At 34.4% G+C, this 25198-nt stretch carries 24 protein-coding genes; 11 read left to right on the forward strand and 13 right to left on the reverse strand.

The genetic code is table 11. The features are described 5' to 3' along the window. The 3 genes from BUB95_RS06155 to BUB95_RS06165 all read left to right on the forward strand — a co-directional run bounded on the left by BUB95_RS06155 (window position 1) and on the right by BUB95_RS06165 (window position 2720). On the forward strand, window positions 1–585 hold the full coding sequence (locus tag BUB95_RS06155) for a HupE/UreJ family protein (protein WP_073084316.1): 585 nt from the start codon (window positions 1–3) through the stop codon (window positions 583–585). Between the two features lie 92 nt (window positions 586–677). Next, a complete protein-coding gene (locus tag BUB95_RS06160; RefSeq protein ID WP_073084318.1) occupies window positions 678–1112 on the forward strand; it encodes a deoxycytidylate deaminase in 435 nt (144 codons plus the stop codon). Continuing rightward, entirely contained in the window at window positions 1113–2720 is a 1608-nt protein-coding gene (locus BUB95_RS06165; protein ID WP_073084321.1) for a S41 family peptidase, read from the forward strand. It begins immediately after the preceding gene. Here the strand turns inward: BUB95_RS06165 and BUB95_RS06170 are convergent. The 3 genes from BUB95_RS06170 to BUB95_RS06180 are packed head-to-tail and all read right to left on the reverse strand — an operon-like array spanning window position 2713 to window position 4112. Continuing rightward, on the reverse strand, window positions 2713–3321 hold the full coding sequence (locus BUB95_RS06170) for an FAD-dependent oxidoreductase (protein ID WP_073085122.1): 609 nt from the start codon (window positions 3319–3321) through the stop codon (window positions 2713–2715). The two genes, BUB95_RS06165 and BUB95_RS06170, sit on opposite strands and share 8 nt — an antisense overlap. Next, on the reverse strand, window positions 3321–3524 hold the full coding sequence (locus BUB95_RS06175) for a hypothetical protein (protein WP_073084323.1): 204 nt from the start codon (window positions 3522–3524) through the stop codon (window positions 3321–3323). Before BUB95_RS06175 ends, BUB95_RS06170 begins: the two co-directional genes overlap by 1 nt. 6 nt (window positions 3525–3530) lie before the next feature. Beyond that, window positions 3531–4112, reverse strand: a complete 582-nt coding sequence (locus BUB95_RS06180) for a MarC family protein (RefSeq protein ID WP_073084326.1) — start codon at window positions 4110–4112, stop codon at window positions 3531–3533. A gap of 146 nt (window positions 4113–4258) precedes the next feature. Here BUB95_RS06180 and BUB95_RS06185 point away from each other — a divergent pair, with 146 nt between their 5' ends. The 4 genes from BUB95_RS06185 to BUB95_RS06200 all read left to right on the forward strand — a co-directional run bounded on the left by BUB95_RS06185 (window position 4259) and on the right by BUB95_RS06200 (window position 9403). Further along, window positions 4259–4831, forward strand: a complete 573-nt coding sequence (locus BUB95_RS06185; protein ID WP_073084328.1) for a DUF3109 family protein — start codon at window positions 4259–4261, stop codon at window positions 4829–4831. A gap of 379 nt (window positions 4832–5210) precedes the next feature. Further along, complete coding sequence (locus tag BUB95_RS06190; RefSeq protein ID WP_073084331.1) at window positions 5211–6191, forward strand: ribonucleotide-diphosphate reductase subunit beta; 981 nt, start codon at window positions 5211–5213, stop codon at window positions 6189–6191. Between the two features lie 200 nt (window positions 6192–6391). Beyond that, a complete protein-coding gene (locus BUB95_RS06195; RefSeq protein WP_073084333.1) occupies window positions 6392–8884 on the forward strand; it encodes a ribonucleoside-diphosphate reductase subunit alpha in 2493 nt (830 codons plus the stop codon). Between the two features lie 72 nt (window positions 8885–8956). Beyond that, window positions 8957–9403 (forward strand): hypothetical protein, encoded by a 447-nt coding sequence (locus BUB95_RS06200; RefSeq protein WP_073084335.1) that lies wholly within the window; start codon window positions 8957–8959, stop codon window positions 9401–9403. On the opposite strand, the gene BUB95_RS06205 is transcribed toward BUB95_RS06200, so the two are convergent. The 4 genes from BUB95_RS06205 to BUB95_RS06220 form a co-directional block, all read right to left on the reverse strand. Further along, complete coding sequence (locus BUB95_RS06205) at window positions 9400–10119, reverse strand: DUF6503 family protein (RefSeq protein WP_073084336.1); 720 nt, start codon at window positions 10117–10119, stop codon at window positions 9400–9402. The genes BUB95_RS06200 and BUB95_RS06205 overlap by 4 nt on opposite strands. Before the next feature lie 63 nt (window positions 10120–10182). Next, entirely contained in the window at window positions 10183–12453 is a 2271-nt protein-coding gene (locus BUB95_RS06210; protein WP_073084339.1) for an inorganic phosphate transporter, read from the reverse strand. Between the two features lie 167 nt (window positions 12454–12620). Further along, complete coding sequence (locus BUB95_RS06215; RefSeq protein WP_073084341.1) at window positions 12621–13301, reverse strand: DUF2490 domain-containing protein; 681 nt, start codon at window positions 13299–13301, stop codon at window positions 12621–12623. Then, window positions 13288–13875 carry a hypothetical protein gene (locus BUB95_RS06220; protein ID WP_143185567.1) on the reverse strand — a complete coding sequence of 196 codons (588 nt, stop codon included), beginning with the start codon at window positions 13873–13875 and terminating at the stop codon, window positions 13288–13290. The genes BUB95_RS06215 and BUB95_RS06220 overlap by 14 nt, the downstream gene beginning before the upstream one ends. A gap of 224 nt (window positions 13876–14099) precedes the next feature. On the opposite strand from BUB95_RS06220, the gene BUB95_RS06225 reads away from it, so the two are divergent. Next, window positions 14100–14456 carry a toxin-antitoxin system YwqK family antitoxin gene (locus BUB95_RS06225; protein WP_073084345.1) on the forward strand — a complete coding sequence of 119 codons (357 nt, stop codon included), beginning with the start codon at window positions 14100–14102 and terminating at the stop codon, window positions 14454–14456. Between the two features lie 96 nt (window positions 14457–14552). Here the strand turns inward: BUB95_RS06225 and BUB95_RS06230 are convergent, their stop codons facing one another. Next, window positions 14553–15719, reverse strand: a complete 1167-nt coding sequence (locus BUB95_RS06230; protein WP_073084348.1) for a multidrug transporter — start codon at window positions 15717–15719, stop codon at window positions 14553–14555. 41 nt (window positions 15720–15760) lie between these two features. Then, complete coding sequence (locus BUB95_RS06235) at window positions 15761–18586, reverse strand: TonB-dependent receptor (protein WP_073084351.1); 2826 nt, start codon at window positions 18584–18586, stop codon at window positions 15761–15763. A 229-nt stretch (window positions 18587–18815) separates the two neighbouring features. Here BUB95_RS06235 and BUB95_RS06240 point away from each other — a divergent pair, with 229 nt between their 5' ends. Together BUB95_RS06240 and BUB95_RS06245 are read left to right on the forward strand one after the other, a co-directional pair. After that, window positions 18816–20156 (forward strand): deoxyguanosinetriphosphate triphosphohydrolase, encoded by a 1341-nt coding sequence (locus BUB95_RS06240; RefSeq protein ID WP_073084353.1) that lies wholly within the window; start codon window positions 18816–18818, stop codon window positions 20154–20156. A 118-nt stretch (window positions 20157–20274) separates the two neighbouring features. Continuing rightward, a complete protein-coding gene (locus BUB95_RS06245) occupies window positions 20275–20457 on the forward strand; it encodes a hypothetical protein (protein WP_073084356.1) in 183 nt (60 codons plus the stop codon). Here BUB95_RS06245 and BUB95_RS06250 read toward each other — a convergent pair. Next, window positions 20434–22218, reverse strand: a complete 1785-nt coding sequence (locus tag BUB95_RS06250; RefSeq protein ID WP_073084358.1) for a 1-deoxy-D-xylulose-5-phosphate synthase — start codon at window positions 22216–22218, stop codon at window positions 20434–20436. The two genes, BUB95_RS06245 and BUB95_RS06250, sit on opposite strands and share 24 nt — an antisense overlap. Window positions 22219–22348: 130 nt before the next feature. On the opposite strand from BUB95_RS06250, the gene BUB95_RS06255 reads away from it, so the two are divergent. Continuing rightward, window positions 22349–22798 (forward strand): nucleoside deaminase, encoded by a 450-nt coding sequence (locus BUB95_RS06255; protein WP_073084361.1) that lies wholly within the window; start codon window positions 22349–22351, stop codon window positions 22796–22798. 60 nt (window positions 22799–22858) lie between these two features. Here the strand turns inward: BUB95_RS06255 and BUB95_RS06260 are convergent, their stop codons facing one another. The 3 genes from BUB95_RS06260 to BUB95_RS06270 all read right to left on the reverse strand — a co-directional run bounded on the left by BUB95_RS06260 (window position 22859) and on the right by BUB95_RS06270 (window position 25172). Further along, window positions 22859–23050, reverse strand: coding sequence for a cold-shock protein (locus BUB95_RS06260; protein WP_073085124.1), 192 nt, complete (start codon window positions 23048–23050; stop codon window positions 22859–22861). A gap of 93 nt (window positions 23051–23143) precedes the next feature. Beyond that, a complete protein-coding gene (locus BUB95_RS06265) occupies window positions 23144–23389 on the reverse strand; it encodes a hypothetical protein (protein WP_073084363.1) in 246 nt (81 codons plus the stop codon). Between the two features lies 1 nt (window position 23390). Beyond that, entirely contained in the window at window positions 23391–25172 is a 1782-nt protein-coding gene (locus tag BUB95_RS06270; RefSeq protein WP_073084366.1) for a chloride channel protein, read from the reverse strand. Window positions 25173–25198: the final 26 nt, after the last annotated feature.

The raw sequence follows: 25198 nt of genomic DNA on the forward strand, positions 1-25198 counted from the left end.
ATGAGCGAATTTTTTTTCAATGTAAAATATGGTCTTAATCATGTTTTAGACATCAATGGTTACGACCACGTTTTATTTTTAATGGTGCTTTCAGTTCCTTACTTATTTAAAGATTGGAAACGTGTTTTGGTTTTGGTATCACTTTTTACTTTAGGTCACACATTATCATTAGTTTTAGCAGCTTACAATATAGTATCAGTTAACGGTGCTTTAGTCGAATTTTTAATTCCTATTACAATCCTCATTGGAGCTGTTTATAATGTTTACACTGGTGGAGATAATAATAAAAGTAAGAGTGTTAGTGTTTTATTTTTTACTGCATTGTTTTTTGGTATTATCCATGGACTTGGATTTGCTAGAGAATTCACCATGGTTTTTGGTGACGCTGAAAATAAACCTTTAGCACTTTTAGAATTTGCTCTTGGTATAGAGTTGGCTCAAGTAATTATAGTTTTTATTGTTATGTTTCTCGGGTTTCTTCTTCAAACTATTTTTAGGTTTTCTAAACGCGATTGGGTTATGGTACTTTCCTCAATTGTCATAGGTTTAGTCATACCTATTTTAATAGAAAATAACATCTTTTAATTCAGTTAAAGTTTGGTAAAACTTTAACGACGAGCCATTGCTTATAAAATACGAAGCCATTATATTCGTTAATTACTTACATTTTTTAATATATGGCTGAAGAAGCAAAACAATTAAGATATGATAAAGCCTATTTGCGCATGGCAAAAGAGTGGGGAAAACTGTCCCATTGTAAACGCAAACAAGTCGGAGCTATAATTGTAAAAGGCAGAATGATAATTTCTGATGGTTATAACGGTACACCTACTGGTTTTGAAAACTATTGCGAGGATGATGAAGGTTACACAAAATGGTATGTTTTACATGCAGAGGCTAACGCTATTCTAAAGGTGGCTTCTTCAACACAATCCTGTAAAGGAGCTACGCTTTATATTACACTTTCGCCATGCAAAGAATGTAGCAAGCTCATCCATCAGGCTGGTTTTGTTAGAGTTGTTTATTCTGAAGCGTATAAAGATAATTCAGGTTTAAAATTCTTAGAAAAAGCAGGTGTTCAGCTAGATTTAATAGAAGCCATAGAAGCATAAATGTCCAATACCAAGAAATACATACCGTTAATTACTGGGATAGCAATAGCTATTGGTGTCTTCATTGGAGGTAAACTAAATTTCACAGACACTTCTGACCGTCTCTTTACAACTAATAGCAAAAAAGATAAACTTAACAGGCTGATAGATTATATCGACTATGAATATGTCGAAGAAGTTAATACAGACAGCATAGTTGATGTTACTGTAAATGGAATTTTGGATAATCTAGACCCACACTCTATATACATTCCAAAAAAAGATTTAGAACGTGTAACAGAAAACATGAGAGGCGATTTTGTAGGTATAGGTATCAACTATTACCCTTACAAAGACACTCTTGCTGTAATACGCCCTACAGAAGGCGGTCCTAGTAAAAGAGCTGGCATTAAAGGAGGTGACAGAATCCTCCTAGCGGATGGAGATACTATTTATGGTAATAAATTCAATACCGAAGAAATAGGGAAAAAGCTCAAAGGAAAAAAAGGCACTAAAGTAAAGCTCAAAGTGTATCGCCCACAAACCAAAGAGTATTTAGATATTAGTGTGAAACGAAACAGCATTCCAATAAAAAGTGTTGAGGCCTATTATATGCTTACAGATAATTTGGGCTATATAAAAATGAATCGCTTTGCAGAATCTACCTATAAAGAATTTAAATCTGCTTTAGATAAACTACAAGACCAAGGCGCAACAAAACTCGCGTTAGATTTAAGAGACAATCCAGGTGGTTTTTTGGGCATTGCAGAACAAATAGCAGACGAATTTCTTGAGCATGATAAATTAATTTTCTTCACCAAAAATAAAAAAGGAAGACGTGAAAATGCTTACGCTACTAGCAGAGGTGATTTTGAAGAAGGTGAAGTTTATATTCTTGTAAACGAAAGTTCTGCTTCAGCGAGTGAAGTCATTGCAGGAGCGCTCCAAGACAATGATAAAGGAACAATTGTAGGGAGGCGTTCTTACGGTAAAGGACTTGTACAGCGCGAAATGGCCCTCGGAGATGGTAGTGCAGTGCGCCTTACGGTGTCTAGGTATTACACGCCAACAGGACGCTCAATACAACGACCATACGACAATGGAAAAAGTAAAGCGTATTACAGAGATTACTACAAGCGATTGAGTAGTGGGGAACTTATGGATTCTGAGAATATTGTAATAGACGACTCTTTAAAGTTTACAACACCAAACGGAAAAGTAGTTTACGGTGGTGGTGGTATTGTTCCAGATGTCTTTGTGCCTATCGACCGCTCTTTTGATAACGAAACCATTAACTACCTCAGACGTTCAGGACATTTTGGATACTTTGTTTTTGAAGAATTAGATAAGAATAGAGCAATTTACGATGGCGTTTCCAAAAGAGATTTTATAGATAATTTCTCGGTTAGTGATGATGTTGTTGTGCGTTTTCAAGACTATGTTAATAGGTTAGAAGGCACTAAAATTAGCTTTGTAGCTTTTAATGATGTTATACAAAGACTCATCAAAGCCACTCTAGCGAGACAGCTTTACGACGATAACGCTTTTGAAGAAGTCATCAACAAAAGTGATATTATGATAGATGAAGTGATTCTCCTGAGCCAAGAAGCAGAAAGAGAGGCTAACTAGAAACCTTATCGTGTATTTTGGTGTGTTTACTGTTATTCCAAAGTGTTAAGATATCAGTAGCTACTTGAGCTCCACTTCCACTAGCAATAGCAAACTGACTACGCCCACCGGCCAAAGTGCCTGCCACAAAAAGTCCATTTTCAATAACATGGTCTTTATTTCTAAGCCAAATTCTATCTTTTTCAATATTGGCTTTTGGGTGCGGTTCCACATAATGTTCTAAGCCTTTGATGGTTAAAAGATTAGTGTAGCCAACGGCAATAACAGCAATTTTTGTCTGGTAGCTATTCTTATTAGTTTCAACAAGAAAACCTTCGTTAGATTTTGAAATAGATTTTACCTTTTCTTTTTCTATTTGTTCTACATGAGGGTATAAATCTTTGAGTTGTTGCTTGCCGCTTTCTAATATATCTTTTCCAAGAGTTCCTGGACTAAGACCTAAGACGTTATTAAAAAGTGCTGTTTGTAAATGCGAGGTTTTTTGATGAGTAATAATACCTATACGCTTATCTTCAGCAAAAGGTTTTAGTTTTGCTGAGCCTAAAACCAATGCGCAAGATAAACCTGCGGCACCACCGCCAATAATCAGAGTATCATACATCATGATTTACGCTTATTCAGTTTCTCTATTTTTTTTGAAACTCTAAAAATTTGAAGTAATAGAATGGCACAGAGTCCAGCTATAATGGTCATAACAGCTGTTGCGCTTTCACCTTCTAAGAGTGCGTCAAAATTTAGTTTTGTAGCATTGAATATTACTAGTGCAATAGCTACAATGGTAGCAATAAGGGTAAATGCTTTCATAATCTTTTATATTAATAAGGCTTTAATATTTGCTGTAAATAATTTTACAGCTATGGCTAACAAAATTACGCCAAAAACTTTTCTTATAATTCTAATGCCGTTTGGACCTATTAAACGTTCAATTTTTGATGATGTTTTTAAAACGACATAAATCACCAATACGTTAATAATAACGGCGAAGATGATATTTTGTATATCAAATTCAGCACGAAGAGATAATAAGGTTGTTAAACTTCCTGGGCCAGCAATTAAAGGAAATGCAAGCGGAAAAACTGAGGCTGTTATAGCGTTGCTTTCCTCTTCTCTATACAGTGTTATGCCTAGAATCATTTCTAAAGCAATAAAAAATAAGATAAAAGCACCAGCTACAGCAAAAGAATTAACATCCACACCAATAAATCTCAGAAGCCGTTCACCAACAAATAGAAATATAATCATGATGATACCAGCAATTACTGAGGCCTTTTCACTCTGAATATGCCCTACTTTTTTTCGTAAGTCTATAATAATAGGAATATTACCGATAATATCTATAACGGCAAATAGTACCATAAAAGCTGTAAATATCTGTTTGATATTGAATTCCATATCTAAATAAATTATGAAGATTTATAAAATCGGCGCAAAGTTGCAACTAAAAAGCTGATTTACAACATTAAATTTTTGTAAAGTTAATATGGAGTTTCACTGAATAATCTAATAAAATAGACAATAAGTTTAGTTATTTTTGCCACATGTTTCAGTTAGGAAAAACTATAGTATCAGAAGACATCATTGAAAAAGACTTTGTCTGCAATCTTTCTGCATGTAAAGGCGCTTGTTGTATTGACGGAGATGCAGGTGCACCTCTCGATAAAAACGAAGCTAAAATTCTTGAAAATGTCTATCCTAAATTAAAACCCTTTTTGCGAAAAGAAGGTATCGAAGCTATAGAAAAACAAGGAACATCCATAACCACTGCTTTTGGCGATTTAGAAACACCTTTAATTAATGGAGCAGATTGTGCTTATGTTATTTTTGATGAAAAGAAAACAGCGCTTTGTGGTATAGAAGAAGCCTACAATCAAGGTGAAGTAGATTGGAAAAAACCCGTATCCTGCCACCTCTATCCTATAAGAGTAAAAGAGTACTCTGAGTTTTCTGCGGTTAACTACGACAAATGGGAAATTTGTGATGACGCCTGTTCACTAGGAAAAGAATTGCAAATGCCTATTTATAAGTTTGTAAAAGAAGCACTCATTAGAAAATTTGGTGAAGATTGGTATGCCGAGTTAGAAACGGTTGCAAAATCAAGATTCAACAAATAATTTTCAAGTATTCAAGGGTAATTGACTTTTACGCCTAAAATCAAAGTATAATTTATTCAAAGTTGTAAACATTTTTTGTTCATCTTATGGATTTATTTTCTATTCTAATAATTGCCCATTTTCACACTTGTTTAGCGATTTTTTAATAAGTATATTCTTACAAATTATGAATAAACAAAATTTATTTAAATTACTGAAAATCAATATTTTAAATACTTTTTTCGGAAATCTATTCAATTTTGACAGAATTTTCTCTTTGTTAAAAACTTGTTGAAAAGCTTTCGGCAAAAAGCAAAAAATAAGTAAATGATTTTGTCATATTTGTTAGTCCCAAGTCACTCGAAAAAATAATTTAACACAACTCAAAAATTTAAGAACAATGTCGCAAGCAGTAGAGCCCATTTTACAAGAGAACAAGGATAGATTTGTAATATTTCCAATTCAACACCACGATTTGTGGGAATGGTACAAAAAATCTGAAGCTAGTATTTGGACTGCTGAAGAAATTGATTTGCACCAAGACATTACAGATTGGTCAGATAAATTAAATGACGATGAGCGTTATTTTATAAAACACATCTTAGCATTTTTTGCAGCAAGTGATGGTATTGTAAATGAAAATTTAGCTGAAAACTTTGTGAATGAAGTTCAGTATACAGAAGCTAAGTTTTTCTATGGCTTCCAAATTATGATGGAAAATATTCATAGTGAGACTTATTCTTTATTAATAGACACTTACGTAAAAGACGAGACCGAAAAAGATAAACTTTTTAAAGCTATTGAAAATTTCCCTGCTATTAAGAAAAAAGCGGAATGGGCATTAAAGTGGATTGAATCTCCAAGCTTTGCAGAACGTTTAATTGCTTTTGCAGCCGTAGAAGGTATCTTCTTTTCTGGGTCGTTCTGTTCTATTTTCTGGTTAAAAAAGCGTGGATTAATGCCTGGATTAACATTCTCTAACGAGCTAATTTCAAGAGACGAAGGTATGCACTGCGATTTTGCGGTTCACTTACACGAGCACCACTTGGTTAATAAAGTGCCAAAAGAACGTATTAAAGAAATCCTAGTCGATGCCCTTGATATCGAAAGAGAGTTTATTACAGAATCTCTTCCTGTTAGTTTAATAGGTATGAATGCTAATCTAATGTCGCAGTACTTAGAGTTTGTAACAGACGGACTTCTTGCAGATTTAGGCTGCGAAAAAGTGTATAATACACCAAATCCATTTGATTTTATGGATATGATATCGCTTCAAGGAAAAACTAACTTCTTCGAAAAACGAGTTGGTGATTACCAAAAAGCAGGAGTACTTAACAAAGAAGTCGAAGAGGACAAGTACAATATGGATTTCGATTTTTAGTATCGAGTCTTTCAATAAAAAAACTATTTTTTAGATAATCTACAATCCCTTACAGGATTTGTATTACCTAATTTCAAAATTAATCATTGAACTACCACAGTTATCTGTCTTTTTATCAGGTAATTATGGAATTAGAATAACTAACTAACCCTTTTTCTGAACTGGCGTTTTCAGAAAAACTAAAACTAAAAGTGTAACCTATGTTTGTAATCAAAAGAGACGGAAGAAAAGAACAAATCATGTTCGACAAAATTACGGCGAGAGTCCGTAAATTATGCTATGGCTTAAACGAGCTTGTAGATCCATTAAAAGTAGCGATGCGTGTTATCGAAGGACTTTACGATGGTGTAACTACAAGTGAGCTAGATAATTTGGCGGCTGAGATTGCAGCGACAATGACAACAGCTCACCCAGATTATGCACGTTTGGCAGCACGTATTTCTGTTTCTAACTTACACAAAAACACAAAGAAGACGTTTAGTGAAGTCATGGAAGATTTATACACGTACGTTAATCCACGTACGAGTAAAAAAGCACCTTTATTATCTGATGAAGTTTATAACGTCATTATGGAAAATAAAGACCGCTTAGACTCTACCATTATCTATAACCGTGATTTTGGTTACGATTACTTTGGGTTTAAAACATTAGAGCGTTCTTACCTTTTAAAATTAAATGGTAAGATTGCTGAGCGTCCACAGCATATGCTTATGCGTGTTTCAATTGGTATTCATTTAAATGATTTAGATGCCGCTGTTGAGACGTATGAGTTAATGTCCAAAAAATATTTTACACACGCCACGCCAACATTATTTAATTCTGGTACGCCAAAACCTCAGATGTCTTCTTGTTTCTTGTTAACAATGAAAGACGATAGTATTGATGGTATTTACGATACACTAAAACAAACAGCTAAGATTTCTCAATCAGCTGGTGGGATAGGATTATCTATACATAACATTAGAGCTACAGGAAGTTATATAGCTGGTACCAACGGTACATCTAACGGAATTGTACCGATGCTAAAAGTATTTAACGATACAGCACGTTACGTAGACCAAGGTGGCGGAAAGCGTAAAGGAAGTTTTGCAATGTACATTGAGCCTTGGCATGCAGATATCATGAGCTTCTTAGATTTAAAGAAAAACCATGGTGCTGAAGAATTACGTGCACGTGATTTATTCTATGCGATGTGGATGCCAGATTTATTTATGAAGCGTGTTCAAGAAAATGCAGAGTGGACGTTAATGTGCCCTAACGAATGCCCAGGTTTATCAGATGTACATTCTGAAGAATTTGAAGCATTATATACAAAATACGAAGCTGAAGGTAAAGGTCGTAAAGCGATTAAGGCCCGTGAGCTTTGGGAGAAAATCTTAGAATCTCAGATTGAAACAGGTACGCCGTACATGTTATATAAAGATGCTGCTAACCGTAAATCTAACCAGAAGAATTTAGGGACAATTAAGTCGTCTAACTTATGTACGGAGATTATGGAGTACACATCTCCAGATGAGGTTGCGGTATGTAACTTAGCATCTATTGCCTTACCAATGTTTGTAAAGAACGGAGAGTTTGATCATAAAGAATTATTCCGTATCACAAAGCGTGTCACAAAGAACTTAAACCGTGTTATCGATAGAAATTACTATCCGGTTAAGGAAGCGGAGAATTCTAACTTCCGTCACAGACCAGTAGGTTTAGGAGTACAAGGATTAGCAGATGCATTTATTAAATTGCGTATGCCATTTACAAGTGATGAAGCTAAAGCCTTAAATCAAGACATTTTTGAAACGCTTTATTTCGCAGCTGTTACAGCATCTATGGAAGAGGCAAAAGCAGATGGCCCTTACGAAACTTACGAAGGTTCGCCAATAAGCCAAGGACTTTTTCAGCATAACTTATGGAATATTAAAGATGAAGAATTAAGCGGTCGTTGGGATTGGGAAAAACTACGTAAGCAAGTGAAAAAGCATGGTGTACGTAACTCCTTATTAGTAGCGCCAATGCCAACAGCATCTACATCTCAAATCTTAGGAAATAACGAATGTTTTGAGCCATACACCTCTAACATTTATACACGTCGTGTATTATCTGGTGAGTTTATCGTAGTAAACAAACACCTGTTAGAAGACCTTGTAGAATTAGGTCTTTGGAATGATGGCTTAAAGAACGAAATCATGAGAGCTAATGGTTCTATCCAAAATATAGATGGTATACCAGAAGACATTAAGGAATTGTACAAGACGGTTTACGAAATGAGTATGAAAGACATTATAGATATGTCTCGTCAGCGTGGTTACTTCATTGACCAATCGCAATCTTTAAACTTATTTATGGAAGGAGCGACCATGGCAAAGCTGACATCTATGCACTTCTACGCATGGAAAAGCGGCCTAAAAACAGGAATGTACTACCTGCGTACAAAGGCTGCTGTAGATGCTAAGAAATTTACAGTGACAAGAGAAGTGAAGAAAGAGCCTGTTGCACAAAATGTAGCATCAGAATCTATAAAAGTTGCTGACGCTGCAGTTGTAGAACAACAAAAGCAAAAAGCCGCAAAAACTGCGGCAAAATTTGCTGGAAAAACCGAGACTCCAGAAGCAGAACCAATGACGGCAGAGGAGATGAAAGCATTAATTGCTCAAGCTAAAGAAGCAGAAGGTGATGATTGCTTAATGTGTGGGTCTTAGTATTTTAAATTAAGTGTTATAAAAAGCATCTCAGAAATGAGATGCTTTTTTGATATAATTTATAAAACAAGCATGAAAAAGTTACAATGGTTCTTCTTAATAATTTTTTTGTTGATGATTGCCATAACATTGTTTTACAAAGAGCCTTTTAATCAAAAAAACACCAATTGGATTATAGAGGAGTACAATGATGGAAAATGCCATTATCCTTTTGACATTGATAATGATTCAAATTATTATTTTACTCATGGAGCAACTCTACAATTAAAAAGGTCAAAAATTATTATCACCCTTAATTATCCAAAAGAGCAATACTATGGAAAGTATAAAAGTTTTGAAAAAAATGATTCCAATTATATAGAGTTATATAATTTCAAAAATGAAAAATTAAATGGGATTTATGAATTAGATTTTAATCAATTTATGGAAAGTAATAATTTAAAATCCTACGAATTAATATTGAAATCAAATACTGTATATATTCAGGCAAAAAGATCTGATTTTAAGCTCAATTTTTAATTCCCCAAAGTATCGGTTCCCAAATACTTATCATCTTTGTTGTAATACCAAGCGCGTACTTTTGGCATTTTAATGCCGTTTACGGTTTCCTCTTCGGTAAGTAAAATGTATTCACCTGAGTCAGGTTTTACCTTGCCATTATCGTCTGTTTTATAAAACTGATAGACTTCCATAGCATAAGTTTTTGGATTGAAATAGAAGTACCAAACATCAGAGCCAACTTCGGCATCGTAAGTGACTTTTAATACCAAATAGTCTTTACCTTTAAAGGTTTTGCGTTCTACTGTTGGGTCAATGTTTGTACCGTCATCCTTTAACTTAATTGGTAAACCGTACAAATAAGTATAGTAGTTTTTATACATATTGGCACGCTCACAAGACATTTTCTTCTCTTTGGCAGCAGCCTCATCTAATTCAGTTTCGTTATAAAACAACGAGCAATTGTCTTTTCCAACGGTATAGGTTTGGCTGTTTTCATTTCTAACAGCGGTTACACTAAAGAATTCTGAAGGTAGATTAATATTAATATCGCTAACACGGGCACTTTGATTTGGTGTAGTCATAGTGACTTTAAAATTTCCTGAGAATGTTGGCCAATTGCCGTTAGGGTCGTGATAAGAAATGGCTTTGTCAAGAAGTTGTTGTCCGGTAAGGTTTTGCGCATCAAGATAGCTGAAAAATAATACAGCAATTAATAGGGCATATAATGACTTCATAGTATTTTAAGTTTTGTGTGTAATCCAAATATACAAAAGGAAATACACCTTACTTAAAACCTTTTAGTCTTCTGTAGAAATTGTGGCAGGTTCAACAGAACTATCATGAGAGTTAAAGTACTCTTCTAGTAGATTCATTGTAGCGGTTAACAAATCTTTAGTTTCAAGAAGTAAACCAAAATATAGCGTTGTGTTTTTAGGACTAGATTCCTCATTCCTTGTACGCTCTACTTGCTTTTGGATTTTTTCTTTTACCACATTAAACATTTGGGATTTGTTGTTTAATATAGCACCAATTTCTTCAAAAGAACGCGACTCAAATGCACTTTGCATTTCTGCAAATAGGGTTTCTAATTGCTCGTCTAAATCCTTAAGCTCCTTAATCTGGCTAAACTTCAATTTCTTGTGGTTATTGTTAACGTGCTTATGACTGACCTTAGAGATGTACTCTAAAGATTGCGTTATGTCTTGCAAATACCCTAAAATATTGATGTAAAAATTACTAGCAGAGAGACTAGGTTCTTCAAGGTTTTTTATAAAATAAAAGATGTTATCTCTTAACTCATCGACTTCAGTAGATAGCTTTAGAATTTGTTTTTTACTTGTTTTTAGCAAAGCTAAATTCTGCGTAGCTAAACCATTAATAGCAGAAGTATAAATACGATTACCACGTTTTACAACCTTTGCAATAGTGGCAGCACTTTCATGAATTACGCCTTGAGTGGAACTACTTTCAGATTTTTGAAGTTCGTCTTCTTCTTTGAGAACTTGTGATTTTTTTCGGTGTGATAAATAATTTTTAGCTAAAAGCATTATCGCTACAACAATTAGAGCTGTTAAAGCATAGCCTTTTCCGTAGAATAAAATAATAGCCATTATGGATGCGGCAACAAATGCGCTAAAGGCTGTAAAGAACCACCCGCCAATAACGTTTAGTACTCCAGCAACTCTATATACGGCACTTTCGCTTCCCCATGCACGGTCAGCTAAAGACGTACCCATTGTTACCATGAAGGTAACGTAAGTAGTGGATAACGGTAATTTCATCGAAGTAGCAATAGATATCAATACACTAGCTACCATTAGATTTACTGCAGCTCTCACTAAATCAAAGGCAGGAGCATCTTGCGCGCTAACTACAGGAACAGGTTTAATAAATTGCTTGTCCGTCCATTTGCGGTAAGATTCTAGTAATATGCTATTGATACTATTAGATAATCCAATGGTTAATCTTACAATGTTTCTAGATAAAAAGTTAGGATTAAAACGCTCTTTACCTTCATCCTGTCTTGCTAAGTCAACAGAAGTTTTTACGACGGCTTTAGCTTTACTAGAAAACCATAAAGTAAGTACCATTATCAACCCAGCAATAAGTAATAAATAAGGTTCAGTTTGTACAGGTTCGCCTAAAGCTATCATTCCATATTTTGAAGCTTCAATACCACTGGCTGACCAGACTTCGTAAGAATTCCATGCGGCAATTGGCACACCAATAAAGTTAACTAGGTCGTTTCCTGCAAAGGCAACCGCTAGTGCAAAAGTTCCTATAACAATGATTATAGTATAAATTTTAGCATTAAATATTTTTACAGCTAAATAGGATAATAGGGTAAACACTAAAAAATTAATACTTATAAATGCAACTGGATTTGTACTCAAGAATTCTTTAATCGAAAGTGGCATAAATGTAGCATTCTTAAGACCTTTAACGATAATGAAATACATGATTGAAGTCACTGCAAAACCACTAAAAATAGCACTATACCAGATGGGTTTTTCTTCAAATTTAAAAGATAACAATATCCTTGATACATACTGAATAATGGCACCAATGGTAAAGGCGACCACTACAGAAAGGAGTATCCCAAGGATAATTTCTATGGCTTTAGAATTGTTGATGTAGTTGGTTAAATCTGTTATGTTTTGTCCACTGCCATCAGCATATATTTTAATTAAAGCTACAGCTACCGATGCGCCCAAAAGCTCAAAAACAATAGAAACGGTTGTAGATGTTGGCAGACCTAACGTATTGAAGAAATCTAGAAGCAGAATGTCTGTAAGCATTACAGCCATAAAAATGACCATAATTTCGTCGAACATAAACTCTCCAGGATTAAAAATACCTTTTCTGGCAACTTCCATCATACCACTAGATGTCATTGCACCTACGGCAACACCAATACTGGCAACAATCATAATGGTTTTAAAAGAAACGGCTTTAGAACCTATAGCAGAATTTAAAAAATTAACGGCGTCATTACTAACACCAACTACTAAATCTGCTATTGCTAAAAATGCTAGAGCTGCTAGCATGTATAGGTAAAGGTTTTCCATGTAAACGGATACTAAAAAATTGTATGCAAAATACCTTAATTATTTTGAACTCAACGTTATCTAAACGTTATTTTAGGACATCTAAATTAAGTAAAACTGCTCATAAATACAGCCTGCAATATCGGTCAAATAATTTTTAATTAATAACTCCTGTGAAACATATTGGTTTAGACTTTTAAAATAAAAGACGTAAGGATAAATAGCTTTTCCTCTGCCTTTATATTTAAAGCTTCAAAACGATATTCTAACCCAAATTGAATTTTTGATTTCTCACTAATAAGCCATCCAATTTGGCCAGTGGTTCTATGGTCTAATTCTGGTGCTATCTTTCTGCTGTTACTTAGTAAAACTTCCATAGAGGTGACCAAATAGCTTTCGCCAATATCTAATTTTTCGCCATTTAAAGGAAAATCTAAAGCAAGACGATAGCGAGAGCGCAAAATAGTTAATTGGTCAAAAATTCGTTGTTCAAATCTAACTCTATGACCAAAGCGTAAAGCTTGATTAGTTTTGGTGTAGTTAAATTGCTGAGTGAGCCTTAGCTCATTAGCTCCGCCATCAAAAGATTCTCTAAAACGGTATTGAATGCCTAAGCTCAAGCTATGGTTGTAGTCTAAATTAAGAGTTGAAAAGTGTACTATATCTAATTGCCGATTTTGAAAACTGAAACTATCATCTTGATATAGATAGTAGCGCGAACGCGCAGAAAAATTAATTTTATAAGCGTCTGAAATTTTATGATTTAAGGCAAAACCAGTTTCACCTAAAGTTTCAAAACTATTTTGAGAGAACAAATTTAGCCCCAAAAAGAGACTGCTAAGAATAGTCAGAATTCTAATATAAGACATGCTCGTAAGATGTTGGATTTAGAATTCTTGAGCTTAAAAATTTGCCTTTACTGTTAAAAGTAAATTCTCTAATATCTCTTTTTTTGTCTGTTGTTACTTCGGCTATGATTTCATAATTAGCAGAAGTTGTATTAGGTTGTTTTATAGTATTGTTTATAAATGTATTGGTATTTAAACGACTATTGTACACATACTGTTTTTGAATTTTTATAAACTTATGCTTTTTAAAAGATTGATTATAATACGCTTTAATTTGATGCTTTATAGAATCATCAATCTTATTAAATTTAGTAATAACCTCGACATCCTCCAGCAGACCATCTTCCGAAAATTCAATGCTGTAATAGTGTTTTAGATATTTAAATTTTACCTCATAACTTTTCTTATCTCCATCGGTTTCTTTATAAAATTTAAGTCGCTTACAGTTTTTGGGTAAGTCACCAATAACATTCTGAACTGCTTCTGGAAATTTTGAAATTTTAATTCGCTGCTCTTTTTCATTTTTAGTCTGACTCAATGAATACGGGCAGATTAAAGATGATATTAAGATGACAAAAATAAATCTAGATTTCATGGGTAAATTGTTAGACCTCTAATGTAAAGATTATCCATTTTATACAGTAATTATTTAAGTATAGATAAAGCTTTATAAAGTCTAAATATGCAATCTTAAAATAATTAATAATTTGAAAATCAAATATTTAAAATCCTAATGTTAATTTAATGTTACGCAATTGTTGTTTAAACGTAAAAAAAATGTTATGTTTGTTACATAATAATTAATAAACCCAGATTGATATGAAAAGGATAGTCATTGTTTTACTAATGTTTTGTGTAGGTTTTACTTACGCACAAGAGGATAGAACTTTAAAGTTTAATAAAGAAAAAGAGCTTATAGAAGTTGTTTATTACCATGATAATGGTCAGATAAGTCAAACAGGGTTTTACACAAAAGAAGGCAAGTTACACGGCGATTGGTACAGCTATTGCCAAGAAGGAAACAAAATCACTTCGGCTAAGTATGATAACGGTCAGAAAGTGGGTAAATGGTTTTACTGGAGTGGAGATGTACTTAAAGAAGTAGATTATTCTAAAAACAGAATTGCCAAGGTAAGCGAGTGGACAAACAAAACAACAGTCGCTTCAAATAAATAACAATCTGAATAAGTAATAAAAAAAAAGAGCAGCTGTCTAAGCTGCTCTTTTTTTAGTATAGTTTTGAGATTAGATAAATCTTCTCTCTTCTTTCTATTAGTTTCTTGTCCAACCAGAGTTCCAAGAATTATAATCTGCTCCAGTTCCTGTACCAACGCCGCTAAAAAATGAACTTGCATCAAAAGCTGCATTGGTATCATTTTTTAGTGTAGTTATTACGTCATCAAATGTTATATCAGTAACAGTAGTTTCATTAGCAAGAACGCCGGTTCCAGTTTCCTCATCATCTAAATCGTATCCTTCTTCAAATCCTTCTATCAGAACATTGTTAAATGTAGCACGAGTTCCTGCTCTTAAGCGGATGGCTTCATTACCATTACTAGAACCTAATCCATTTATAGTTATGTTGTTTATTGTAGGAGCACTCCAAAAAATAGGGCTAGAGTTGTTTCCAATATCAGTATTAAAACCATCTCCTTCTATACCTTTGTCATGAGATTGTCTATGTTCTATGTATACATCTGTAAGTGTACCAGTAAATCCTTCAGTCCAATCTACAGAGTCATCTTGAGCGCCGACCACAGAGATGTGAGACGCGTTAACTGTTCCGCCGAAAAATTCTACACCATCGTCAGCACCTTCAAATGCTTGAATAAAATCTATAGTTGTTCCGTTTCCAACACCGTAAAAAGAGAATCCGTTATTTTCTGAAGCAGCATCCGCAGCACCACCAGAATACTCTATACGTACATATCTTATAATTCCAGAATTATCGTTAGTAATATTTCCACCATAAGGTAAACCTCCAATTTCTGAAGTAGAAGTGGCATCTCCACCAACTACAGAGTTTATAGGAGCACGACCTAAGACGATAAGACCACCCCAATCACCTGGATTTGGTGTTGCAGAATTAGAAGTAAATACAATAGGATTAGAAGATGTACCTTCTGCCATAATAACTCCTCCTTGCTGTACAGCAACATATACATCAGAACCTGTGGTAGCTCTAACAACTACTCCTGGTTCTATGGTTAGTGTTATACCTTCAGGGACAATAAGAGCGCTAGTTAAATCATACTCAGTTCCTGTGGTAAGTGTAAGGTTTTGAGTTAGTGTCCCGCCAATTACTAAGTCTGAAGGATTAGTTGGAGTTCCTCCATTACCTTGGTTAATTGTTACGTCTGCTGTGTCATCTGCTGCACAACCAACAACAAAAAGTGTTGCAGCTGCTAAAAGTCCTAATAGAAATTTGTTTGCTTTCATTTTGTTTGAATTAATTTAACGTTCGTTTTTTAATTGTTTGGTTAGAATTTATACTTGAATTGAATGCTTGCGTTAATACCTCTTTTGTAACTAGATAAGGCAAATTCAGAAAGGTTAGGATTTATCCCTAAGTCATTTGCTAGCGTTGGGTCAAAAGACACATTTTCACGTACACGCTGTATTGTAGGGTCTAATATGTTTTTTACACTTGCATTAATCTCAAAGTTCTTGTTAATCGTATTTTTCCATACAAAATCTAGTGTAGGAACTCCTTTTTCTATGATATTTCCTAACTGACCAGAACCTAAAGCATCGATACGGTCTGAGAAATAAGAAAATACCAGGTTTGCAACAGGCTTGTATTCTCCAAAAGTTGGGCTATAACTTACATCAGCATTTATAAGTAATGGTGAAGCGCCTTGAAGCTCGTCAGAATCTCTATTGAAATTAGTGTTAAATGTTCCAGAAACAGTCTTTAAATCTTGTGTTGTAGATGTATACGTAATATTCATTCCTGCGGATAAGACGCTATTTTCATCTTCATCTTTAATAAGTCTTTTTCTTGCTTCAAGTTCAATTCCAAAAACATCAGCACGGTCTCCTGTTCTAAAGAAACGTTGCGTTCCTGTAGCATCATTTGCTGAGACTAAGTTTACAGGGTCATTAATTGTTTTATTAAAAAGTCCTAAAGAAAGTATCTCTCCACTATTAATAAACCATTCGTACTTTAAATCTAAATTTACGATAGTAGAAAATGCAGGATCATTTAAAAGGTCTGGATTACCTCCAATACGATCAGTTACATTCTCGTATACAAACGGAGCCACTTCTTTAAACTCAGGGTTAGAGACTGTTCTACTTGCAGAAAAACGAAGATTCTGATTTTCTGTTAGTGCATATTTTACATTTAAACTAGGAAGGAAAAACGTTTCGCTAGCTTTGTTACTGCCAGGATTATTAAAAGAAAGATTAATTACATCGTAACTGATTTCTTGATTAAATTGCTCAACACGTAATCCAGGAACAAATGTCCATTTTTCACCTAACTTGTATACAGCATCAGTATATAATGCATGCACATTAAGGTTACCTTTATAGGTGTTTTCTAATTGTCCAGGTAAGTTTTCTCTTCCTAAACCATTAGCTGGATCTAAAGGACGGAATACACTTGTATTATATAATACGCCTTGGTTTTCTATTGAAAAGAAAGCATCGAAGTTGTTAACATCACTAATCTCAGTAAGCGGATTAATAATGTCATAACCATAACGTTGGTTGTCAAACGTACGCTCTTTAGTACGGCCATTGTAACCAAAGTTAAACTTCAAATTTTCAGATTGTTCGTAGCTTAAATTAATACGTGCATTAAATTCTCCATCTTCTATATTCTGAAAATATCGCTGATTATCAAATTCAACATTTCTGTAGAAAATAGCATTTGTAGATGGGTCGTTATCTAGAGTGTTTTCAAAACGTTCTAAAGCAATACGTTTACGGTCTGGTTGACGCGCTAATACTTTGTTATAACCTAATCCATAATCTAGATTTAGTTTTTCGTTAATTGTACTTGTTCCTAGAATTTGATTTACAAAAATCATATCCTGCTCAAACTGTACATTCTGTGTAAAGAATCCAAAGTCATCATTATCGGCAATTGTATTACGGTTATAACCACGACCATCGATACCAAAACGTCCTATCTCGTCTGTGGCGTCGTTAATAAATAAAGAATTGAATTTTACTTTATGATTGTTATTGATTCGGTATACGACATTAGCCATTGCTGTTGTATTACGAGTAAACTCGAACTCTTCAGCATCCTGAAAGATGGTGTTTGCCGCAGCGGTAACATTAGCAAATTGCCCTCTTCTATATTCAAAACTACTACCAAAAGCAGCTGTTGTAAACACGCTTAAACGAGATTCTTCACCAATTTCCCAAGAATCACCAGCAGAAAAATTTCCTTCTACTCCCAAAGAACCGTCAATGCCTTGAGGGTCTACACCATGTGATAAAATTACAGCATATGGATTATTACGGTATCTGTTATAAAAACCAAAATAACCTGTGCCTTCACTTTTTACAAAGTTTTTGCCAATGGCATTTGAGTTAAAGTTTGAACCTAGATTAACATCTAAGAAAAAATCTCCAGTATGTTCCTTAGCCACAATATCTACATTTCCTGCAGCAAAATCTCCATAAAAATTGGCAGCATAAGTTTTACTTACTCCAACATTTTGAATAACATCAGAAGAGAATAGGTTAAGGTCCATATTTTTCTTTTCAATGTTGTTAGCTGGAAGCGTAAGACCATTATAAGTTGTATTTAAATAGCGGTCACCAAGACCACGAACATAAACGTTACCGCCACCTTCTTGCTTAGAAATACCAGATATTTTAGTAACAGCTCCTGCGGCATCACTTACGCCTTTTCGAGAAAGCTCTTGTGCCCCAATACTTTGTTTAATAGTGGTTGCTCTTTTCTGATCTAAAAGGAGTGCTGTTTCAGTCTCTTTTTTAGCAGTTGTTTTAATAACTACTTGGTCTAGTGTTGCAGCACTTGCGCCCATAATAACATCTATTGTAGTGGTTTCACCGGCTACGATTACGGCTTGGCGCTCTATAGTTTCGTATCCTACGAAACTAAAAATCACTGTGTATGTTCCAGGACTTAAATTTTCGATAATGTATTTACCATCGATATCAGAAGTTGTTCCAGTAGTAGTTCCTTTTATCAGTATGTTGGCAAAAGGCAAAGGCTCATTATTAAAGTCTTTATCTGTTAACTTACCTGCAACAGCACCAGTGTCTTGGCCAAAAGAAATAGCGGTTAAAAGGATTGTAAAAAGTATAGTAATATGTCTCATCAGTTTTTTTCTAAATTGATGATGCAAAGAAAGCGCTACTTTCGAGTTTTGAGGTTAATCAAAAATTAATGATTAGTAATAAAAAGGTTATACAATAGTTAGCTTAATATTAAGAGGTAACTGCTTTAGGCAACAATTTATTAACATTAAAAAGGGGATTACTTTTAGTCTAAAAGCTAATAGGTTCTTTTGCAATTTATCTATATTGCTTCAGTAAAAAACAAGAACGATGAATTGGGAACAACTACTCTCATTAAAGCGCTATGGCGATGTAAATAAAAGACTTAGAAAAGAGCAGGATGAAACGCGTTTGGGCTTCGAAGTAGATTACGACCGTATTATTTTTTCTTCGGAATTTAGAAGCCTTCAAGACAAAACACAAGTTGTACCATTATCTAAGACAGATTTTGTCCATACCCGATTAACTCACAGCTTAGAAGTTAGTGTTGTAGGGCGTTCATTAGGACGACAAGTTGGACGATTGTTACTAGAAAAACATCCACATCTTCAAAATATTCATGGGTATCAAATCAATGATTTTGGTGCCATTGTTGCCGCAGCTGCCTTAGCTCACGATATTGGAAATCCGCCTTTTGGACATTCAGGAGAAAAAGCAATTGGGGCCTATTTTAGTGAAGGAGAAGGTAAACATTTTAAAAGTCAGCTTACAGATAAGCAATATCAAGATTTATGTGATTTTGAGGGTAACGCTAATGGTTTTAAAATTCTTACTGAAAGTAGAGAAGGGCGTGAAGGAGGATTACGATTAAGCCATGCCACTCTTGGAGCATTTATGAAATACCCTAAGGCCTCATTACCAAAGAAGCCAACACCTCATATAGCAGATAAAAAATATGGGTTTTTTCAAAGTGAGGAAGCTACTTTTACTGCAATTGCAAAGGAGTTAGGTCTTTCCGTTAGAGACGATAAAAATAATGCCTACGCTAGGCATCCATTAGCGTATTTAGTTGAAGCTGCGGATGATATTTGCTACACCATAATAGATTTTGAAGATGGTATTAATCTAGGATTAATTGAGGAAGAGTACGCTCTAGAGTATTTAATTAAGCTTGTAAAAGACACTATAAATACCAAAAAATATAACGCGTTAAAAACAACACAAGACCGTGTAAGTTACCTTAGAGCATTAGCTATAGGAACACTAATTAACGAAGCGGTCTCGATTTTTATGAGTAATGAAGAAGCCATTCTAGCTGGCGAGTTTGAGACAGGACTTTTGGATGTGAGTAGTTATAAAGCGCAAATAAAAGATATTATTAATATTAGTATAAAAAATGTATATCAATCCTCTGAGGTCGTAAATAAAGAGATTGCAGGTTATAAGGTGCTAGATGGTCTTCTTTCGGTCTTTGTAAAGGCAGCTGGTAATGTATACAATGGTCATTTGTCTAGTTATGATAAATTGGTTTTAAAAGTGCTACCAGAGACTGTAAGTCTTTCAAACACATCGTTGTATGATAATATTATGGCGGTTTGTTTATACATTTCTAAGCTGTCAGACTCTAATGCAATGCTCTTATACCACAGAATTAATGGAAATACAATTTAATAAAGCATTGATAATCAGTGTATATAAAATATTATTATGTATTTCATCGATAAAATTTGTTTTTTAACGATATAGTGCTTTAATTTGACTTGTTAGAACCCCAAATCTACCATGACTTATGAAAAATAATGTACTTAGTGCTTTTGTAGTCTTTTTTGCTGTTGTGGCGTGCCTATTAATAATAGATGATTTATCTCATAATTCAAATAAATCAAGTGTTGACGCTTCAGAAGTTAATGCAAAACCTAATCAACAGAATAGTGACAGTTTCGCTACACTAGATTTTAAGGCTAAAGAATAGCTCTTTCAATTTTTTCTTTAGGCTTGTTTCATCAATTTGATTTATCTCCTTCAACTCGCCTACAGTACCGTGCTCTGTAAATTTGTCTTTAATACCTAATATTTCAACTTTAGTTTTATAGTTGTTAGCATTAGCAAATTCTAAGATAGCACTTCCAAAACCACCAATAATAGTCCCATCTTCTATGCTTATTATCACCTTATATTTTTTGAACAAAGTGTTAAGTAAATCTTCATCAAGAGGTTTTACAAAACGCATATCGTAATGTCCAACGGTTTCAAATTCTGTATTGTTTTGTAATACATTAATCACAGTGTTAGATGTTGTTCCAACTGATAGAATAGCAATATTTTTCCCTTCTTTTAAACAAACACCTTTGCCTATTTTAATCGTTTCAAAAGGAAGTTTCCAATCTAAAAGTTTACATCGACCTCTCGGGTAACGTATAGCAATAGGAAAGTTAATGCCTTGTTGAACGGTATACATTATATTTCGAAGTTCAATAGCATTTCTAGGCGCAAAAATCATCAAATTTGGGATGCAACGTAAATACGCCAAATCAAAAACGCCATGATGTGTAGCACCATCCTCACCAACTAAACCAGCACGGTCTAAACAAAAAATAACAGGCAAATTTTGTGTCGCTACATCATGAATCACTTGATCGTAAGCGCGCTGTAAAAATGTAGAATAGATATTACAAAACGGAATAAGTCCCTGTGTTGCCATTCCAGCAGCTAATGTTACAGCATGCTGCTCAGCAATACCGACATCAAATGCACGCTCTGGAATTGCTTCCATCATATATTTGAGAGAACTACCTGTTGGCATAGCGGGTGTAATCCCAACGATTTTTTCATTCTCTTTTGCTAATTCTACTATAGTTTCACCAAAAACATCCTGAAATTTTGGAGGTTCGCTCAAGCCAGATTTAGCAATTAATTCCCCAGTTTCCGCATCAAATTTTCCCGGAGCGTGGTATTTTACTTGATTTTCTTCAGCTTGTTTTAGACCTTTCCCTTTTGTAGTGATTACATGTAGAAATTTTGGACCTTTTACTGATTTTAATCGTCTTAATTCTGAAATCAATTTGGGTAAGTCATGTCCATCAATAGGTCCAGAGTAGTCAAAATTCAAGGCTTCAAAAATATTGTCTTGCTTTTCGGTTCCTTTTTTTACGTTGGTTAGATACTGTTTTAAGGCACCAACACTTGGGTCGATACCAATAGCATTATCATTCAAAATAACAAGTAAGTTAGCATCTGTAACACCAGCATGGTTTAAGCCTTCAAAGGCCATGCCGCTTGCAATGGAAGCATCACCAATAACCGCGATGTGTTGTTTTTCTAAGTCGCCCAATACTTTAGAAGCAATAGCCATTCCAAGAGCTGCAGAAATTGATGTAGAAGAGTGTCCAACACCAAAAGTATCATATACGCTCTCGTCACGTTTTGGAAAACCACTAATGCCACCGAGTTGCCTATTGGTGTCAAAAATTTCTTTTCGCCCAGTCAATATTTTATGTCCGTAGGCTTGGTGACCTACATCCCAAATCAATAAATCCTCAGGTGTATTAAATACATAATGCAGTGCTATGGTTAATTCAACCACACCTAAACTAGCACCCAAATGCCCTTCTTTTGTAGCTACAATGTTGATTATAAACTCACGTAACTCCTTGGCAAGTTGTAATAAATCATCTTGCGATAATTGTCTTAAATCTTTTGGGAGATTGATATGGTCTAAGAGTTGTTTTTGCACAAAGCAAAGCTACAATAAATGACTATAAGTTTTGTCATTATGTCCCGAAGCTTCGGGATTATTTAAGAATCTATTATTTTTAATTATAACTCGGTTAGAATAGAATAACTTATTTTTTATTTTTACTAATATGATAAACCCTTTCGATGATACATACTTTATGAAAAAAGCACTTCAGGAAGCCGAAGCTGCTTTTGAAAAAGGTGAAATTCCTGTTGGTGCTGTTGTAGTTATTAACGATAAAATTATTGCCCGTTCTCATAATCTCACTGAGTTATTAAATGATGTGACAGCACATGCCGAAATGCAAGCCATTACAGCTGCGGCTAACTTTTTGGGAGGAAAATATCTTAAAGGTTGTACGTTATATGTGACCTTAGAACCCTGTCAAATGTGTGCAGGGGCTTTGTACTGGAGTCAGATTTCTAAGATTGTTTATGGAGCGTCTGATGAGCAGCGTGGTTTTAAAGCAATGGGAACACAGTTGCACCCAAAAACAAAAGTAATAGGTGGAATTTTAGAGCAAGAAGCATCAGAACTCATGAAACGCTTCTTTATTGAGAAACGGAATTTAAATTAAAAGCAAAAAAAACGCCCAACCATAGGTTGAGCGTTGAAACTAATAAAGTATATCTTATTCTTAAAGAATGCTTACGTTTGCAGCAACCATTCCTTTGCGTCCTTCTTCTTCTGTGTACTCTACGTTATCGCCTTCGCGAAGTTCTAATCCATTAAGGTTTGATACGTGTACGAAGATGTCTTTTCCTGTTTCTTCGTTTGTAATGAATCCAAATCCTTTTGAATCATTAAAAAATTTAACTGTTCCAGTCATTATAAATAAAAATAAAAAATTAAAGCACAAAGGTACAGTTAAAAACATTACCTCAAGGGAATAAAGCATTTTATTTCAAAAAGTTACATTTTCTTAATATTTACCGCGTTTTTGATTTTCACGCATTTTGTCTAGACTATCTTTTGTAATCATATAGTCTTTAGGGTCTTTATCTTTCCAGCGGTAGTAAGAGAATAGCGGAAAAACCACAAAGAAAACACCCATGACACCAAAACCTATGAGTTTTTGAGAATAATCTACATCCATTGTAAAGCCACAAATGACACTCACAAATGAAGCAATAAAAGCGATAAAGGTTATAATTTTGATGAGTCTCATATCAAGATGTAAAATTAATCAATTCCTTTCGGTATGCCGTTAGTAGTTTAGATTTTGAAACAAAGCCAAAATACTTTTCGTCCTTAATTACAGGAAGATTCCACGCACCAGATTCCTGAAATTTTTTCATTACATCTTGCATCGAATCTTTTTCATAGATAATAAATTCAGGCGGGCGATGCATAAAAGTTTCCACAGTTGTAGAGTCGTAAAGCGATTGGTCAAACATGACTGTTCTAATATCGTCTAGTAGAATTATACCCATAAAATTATTCTCATTATCCGTTACAGGAAATAAATTCCGACTAGATTTAGCCACACCATTTTTAAGCATATCTCCAAGAGTCATTTCAGGATTTAGAACTATAAAGTTCTTTTCTATAACAGCATCTAAGTTCATTAACGTCAATACACTTTTGTCCTTGTCTTGGGTCAATAACGCGCCTTTCTCTAATAATTCTTTTGTGTAGATGGTATGGTCTAAAGCATTTTTGTTAATAATAAAAGACATAGAAGCCGTAATCATCAAAGGCACAAAGAGTTGATAACCACCAGTAATTTCAGCAATTAAAAAGATTGCTGTCAAAGGCGCATGTAATACACCAGCAATCAGTCCTGCCATACCAATAAGAGTGAAGTTTGCTTCGGAAACCGAAAAGCCTAAACCGCAATTATTAATTATTTTGGCGACTAAGTTTCCTAAAGAGCTTCCCATGACTAAGGTTGGGATAATAATTCCGCCAGTTCCGCCAGCGGCAAAAGTTGTGGTCATGGCAATAGCTTTAAAAACGGTAATGCCAAAAAGCAGTCCAATCACAACCCAAATGTTATCTAAATAATTGTCAAAAAGAGAGGCGCCAATCGCTTGCTTATCGTTACCTAACATTAAATCGTTTATAAAACCAAAACCTTCACCGTAAAGCGGTGGAATAAAATAAAGCATCACACCAATAGCTAAACCACCAACAATCAGTTTTTGTCTGGCAGATTTAAAACGATTAAAGATGGAAGTCACTCCAAAATAAATTTTTGTAAAATAAATAGAAGCAACGCCTGTTCCTATTCCTAAAAGGATATAAAAAAGTGTGTCTTTAATTTGAAATTTTTCTGAAACTGTAAAATCAAAAAGAACACTATCGCCCAAGAAAAAGTAAGAGGTAATTACGGATGATACTGAAGCAATTAAAAGCGGTAAAAGTGACGCGAATGTTAGGTCTAAACTAAAGACTTCTATGGCAAAAATAATGGCGGCAATAGGAGATTTAAAGATGGAAGCAATAGCACCAGCCGAAGCACAACCAATAAGTAAACTTCGTGTTTTTCTATCGATATGAAGCAACTGACCTAAACTAGAACTAATTGCCGATGCTGAAGCTATTGCAGGACCAAGTAACCCAACCGAACCTCCAAAACCTACCGTTAAAGGTGCTGTGATTAGTGGTAAATAAATTTTACGTCTGCTAATTAATCCATTTCGTTTAGACAACGAAAAAAGTATGGATGGTATAGCATGTTCGCTAGGTTTTTTAGATACATATTTTACAAACAAATAGACCAAAAACAATCCAATAACAGGTAATATAAAATAGATGCTATTTTCTGATAGGATAATGCCTTTTTCAAAAATAGCCTCAATAGCAAAGGTGATATTTTTTATAGTCACCGCGACCAAACCTGAAAGTAATCCAATGACTAAGGCCAGTAAAAACACGAAGTTTTTTTCGGAGATATGTTTGTACCTCCAAATAAGTAGGCGTCTAAAAAAAGTGGACTTCGTTGGCATAGTTTAAATCTAACAAAAAATCCTGC

The organism is Winogradskyella jejuensis (genome assembly GCF_900129745.1).
Taxonomy (GTDB): domain Bacteria; phylum Bacteroidota; class Bacteroidia; order Flavobacteriales; family Flavobacteriaceae; genus Winogradskyella; species Winogradskyella jejuensis.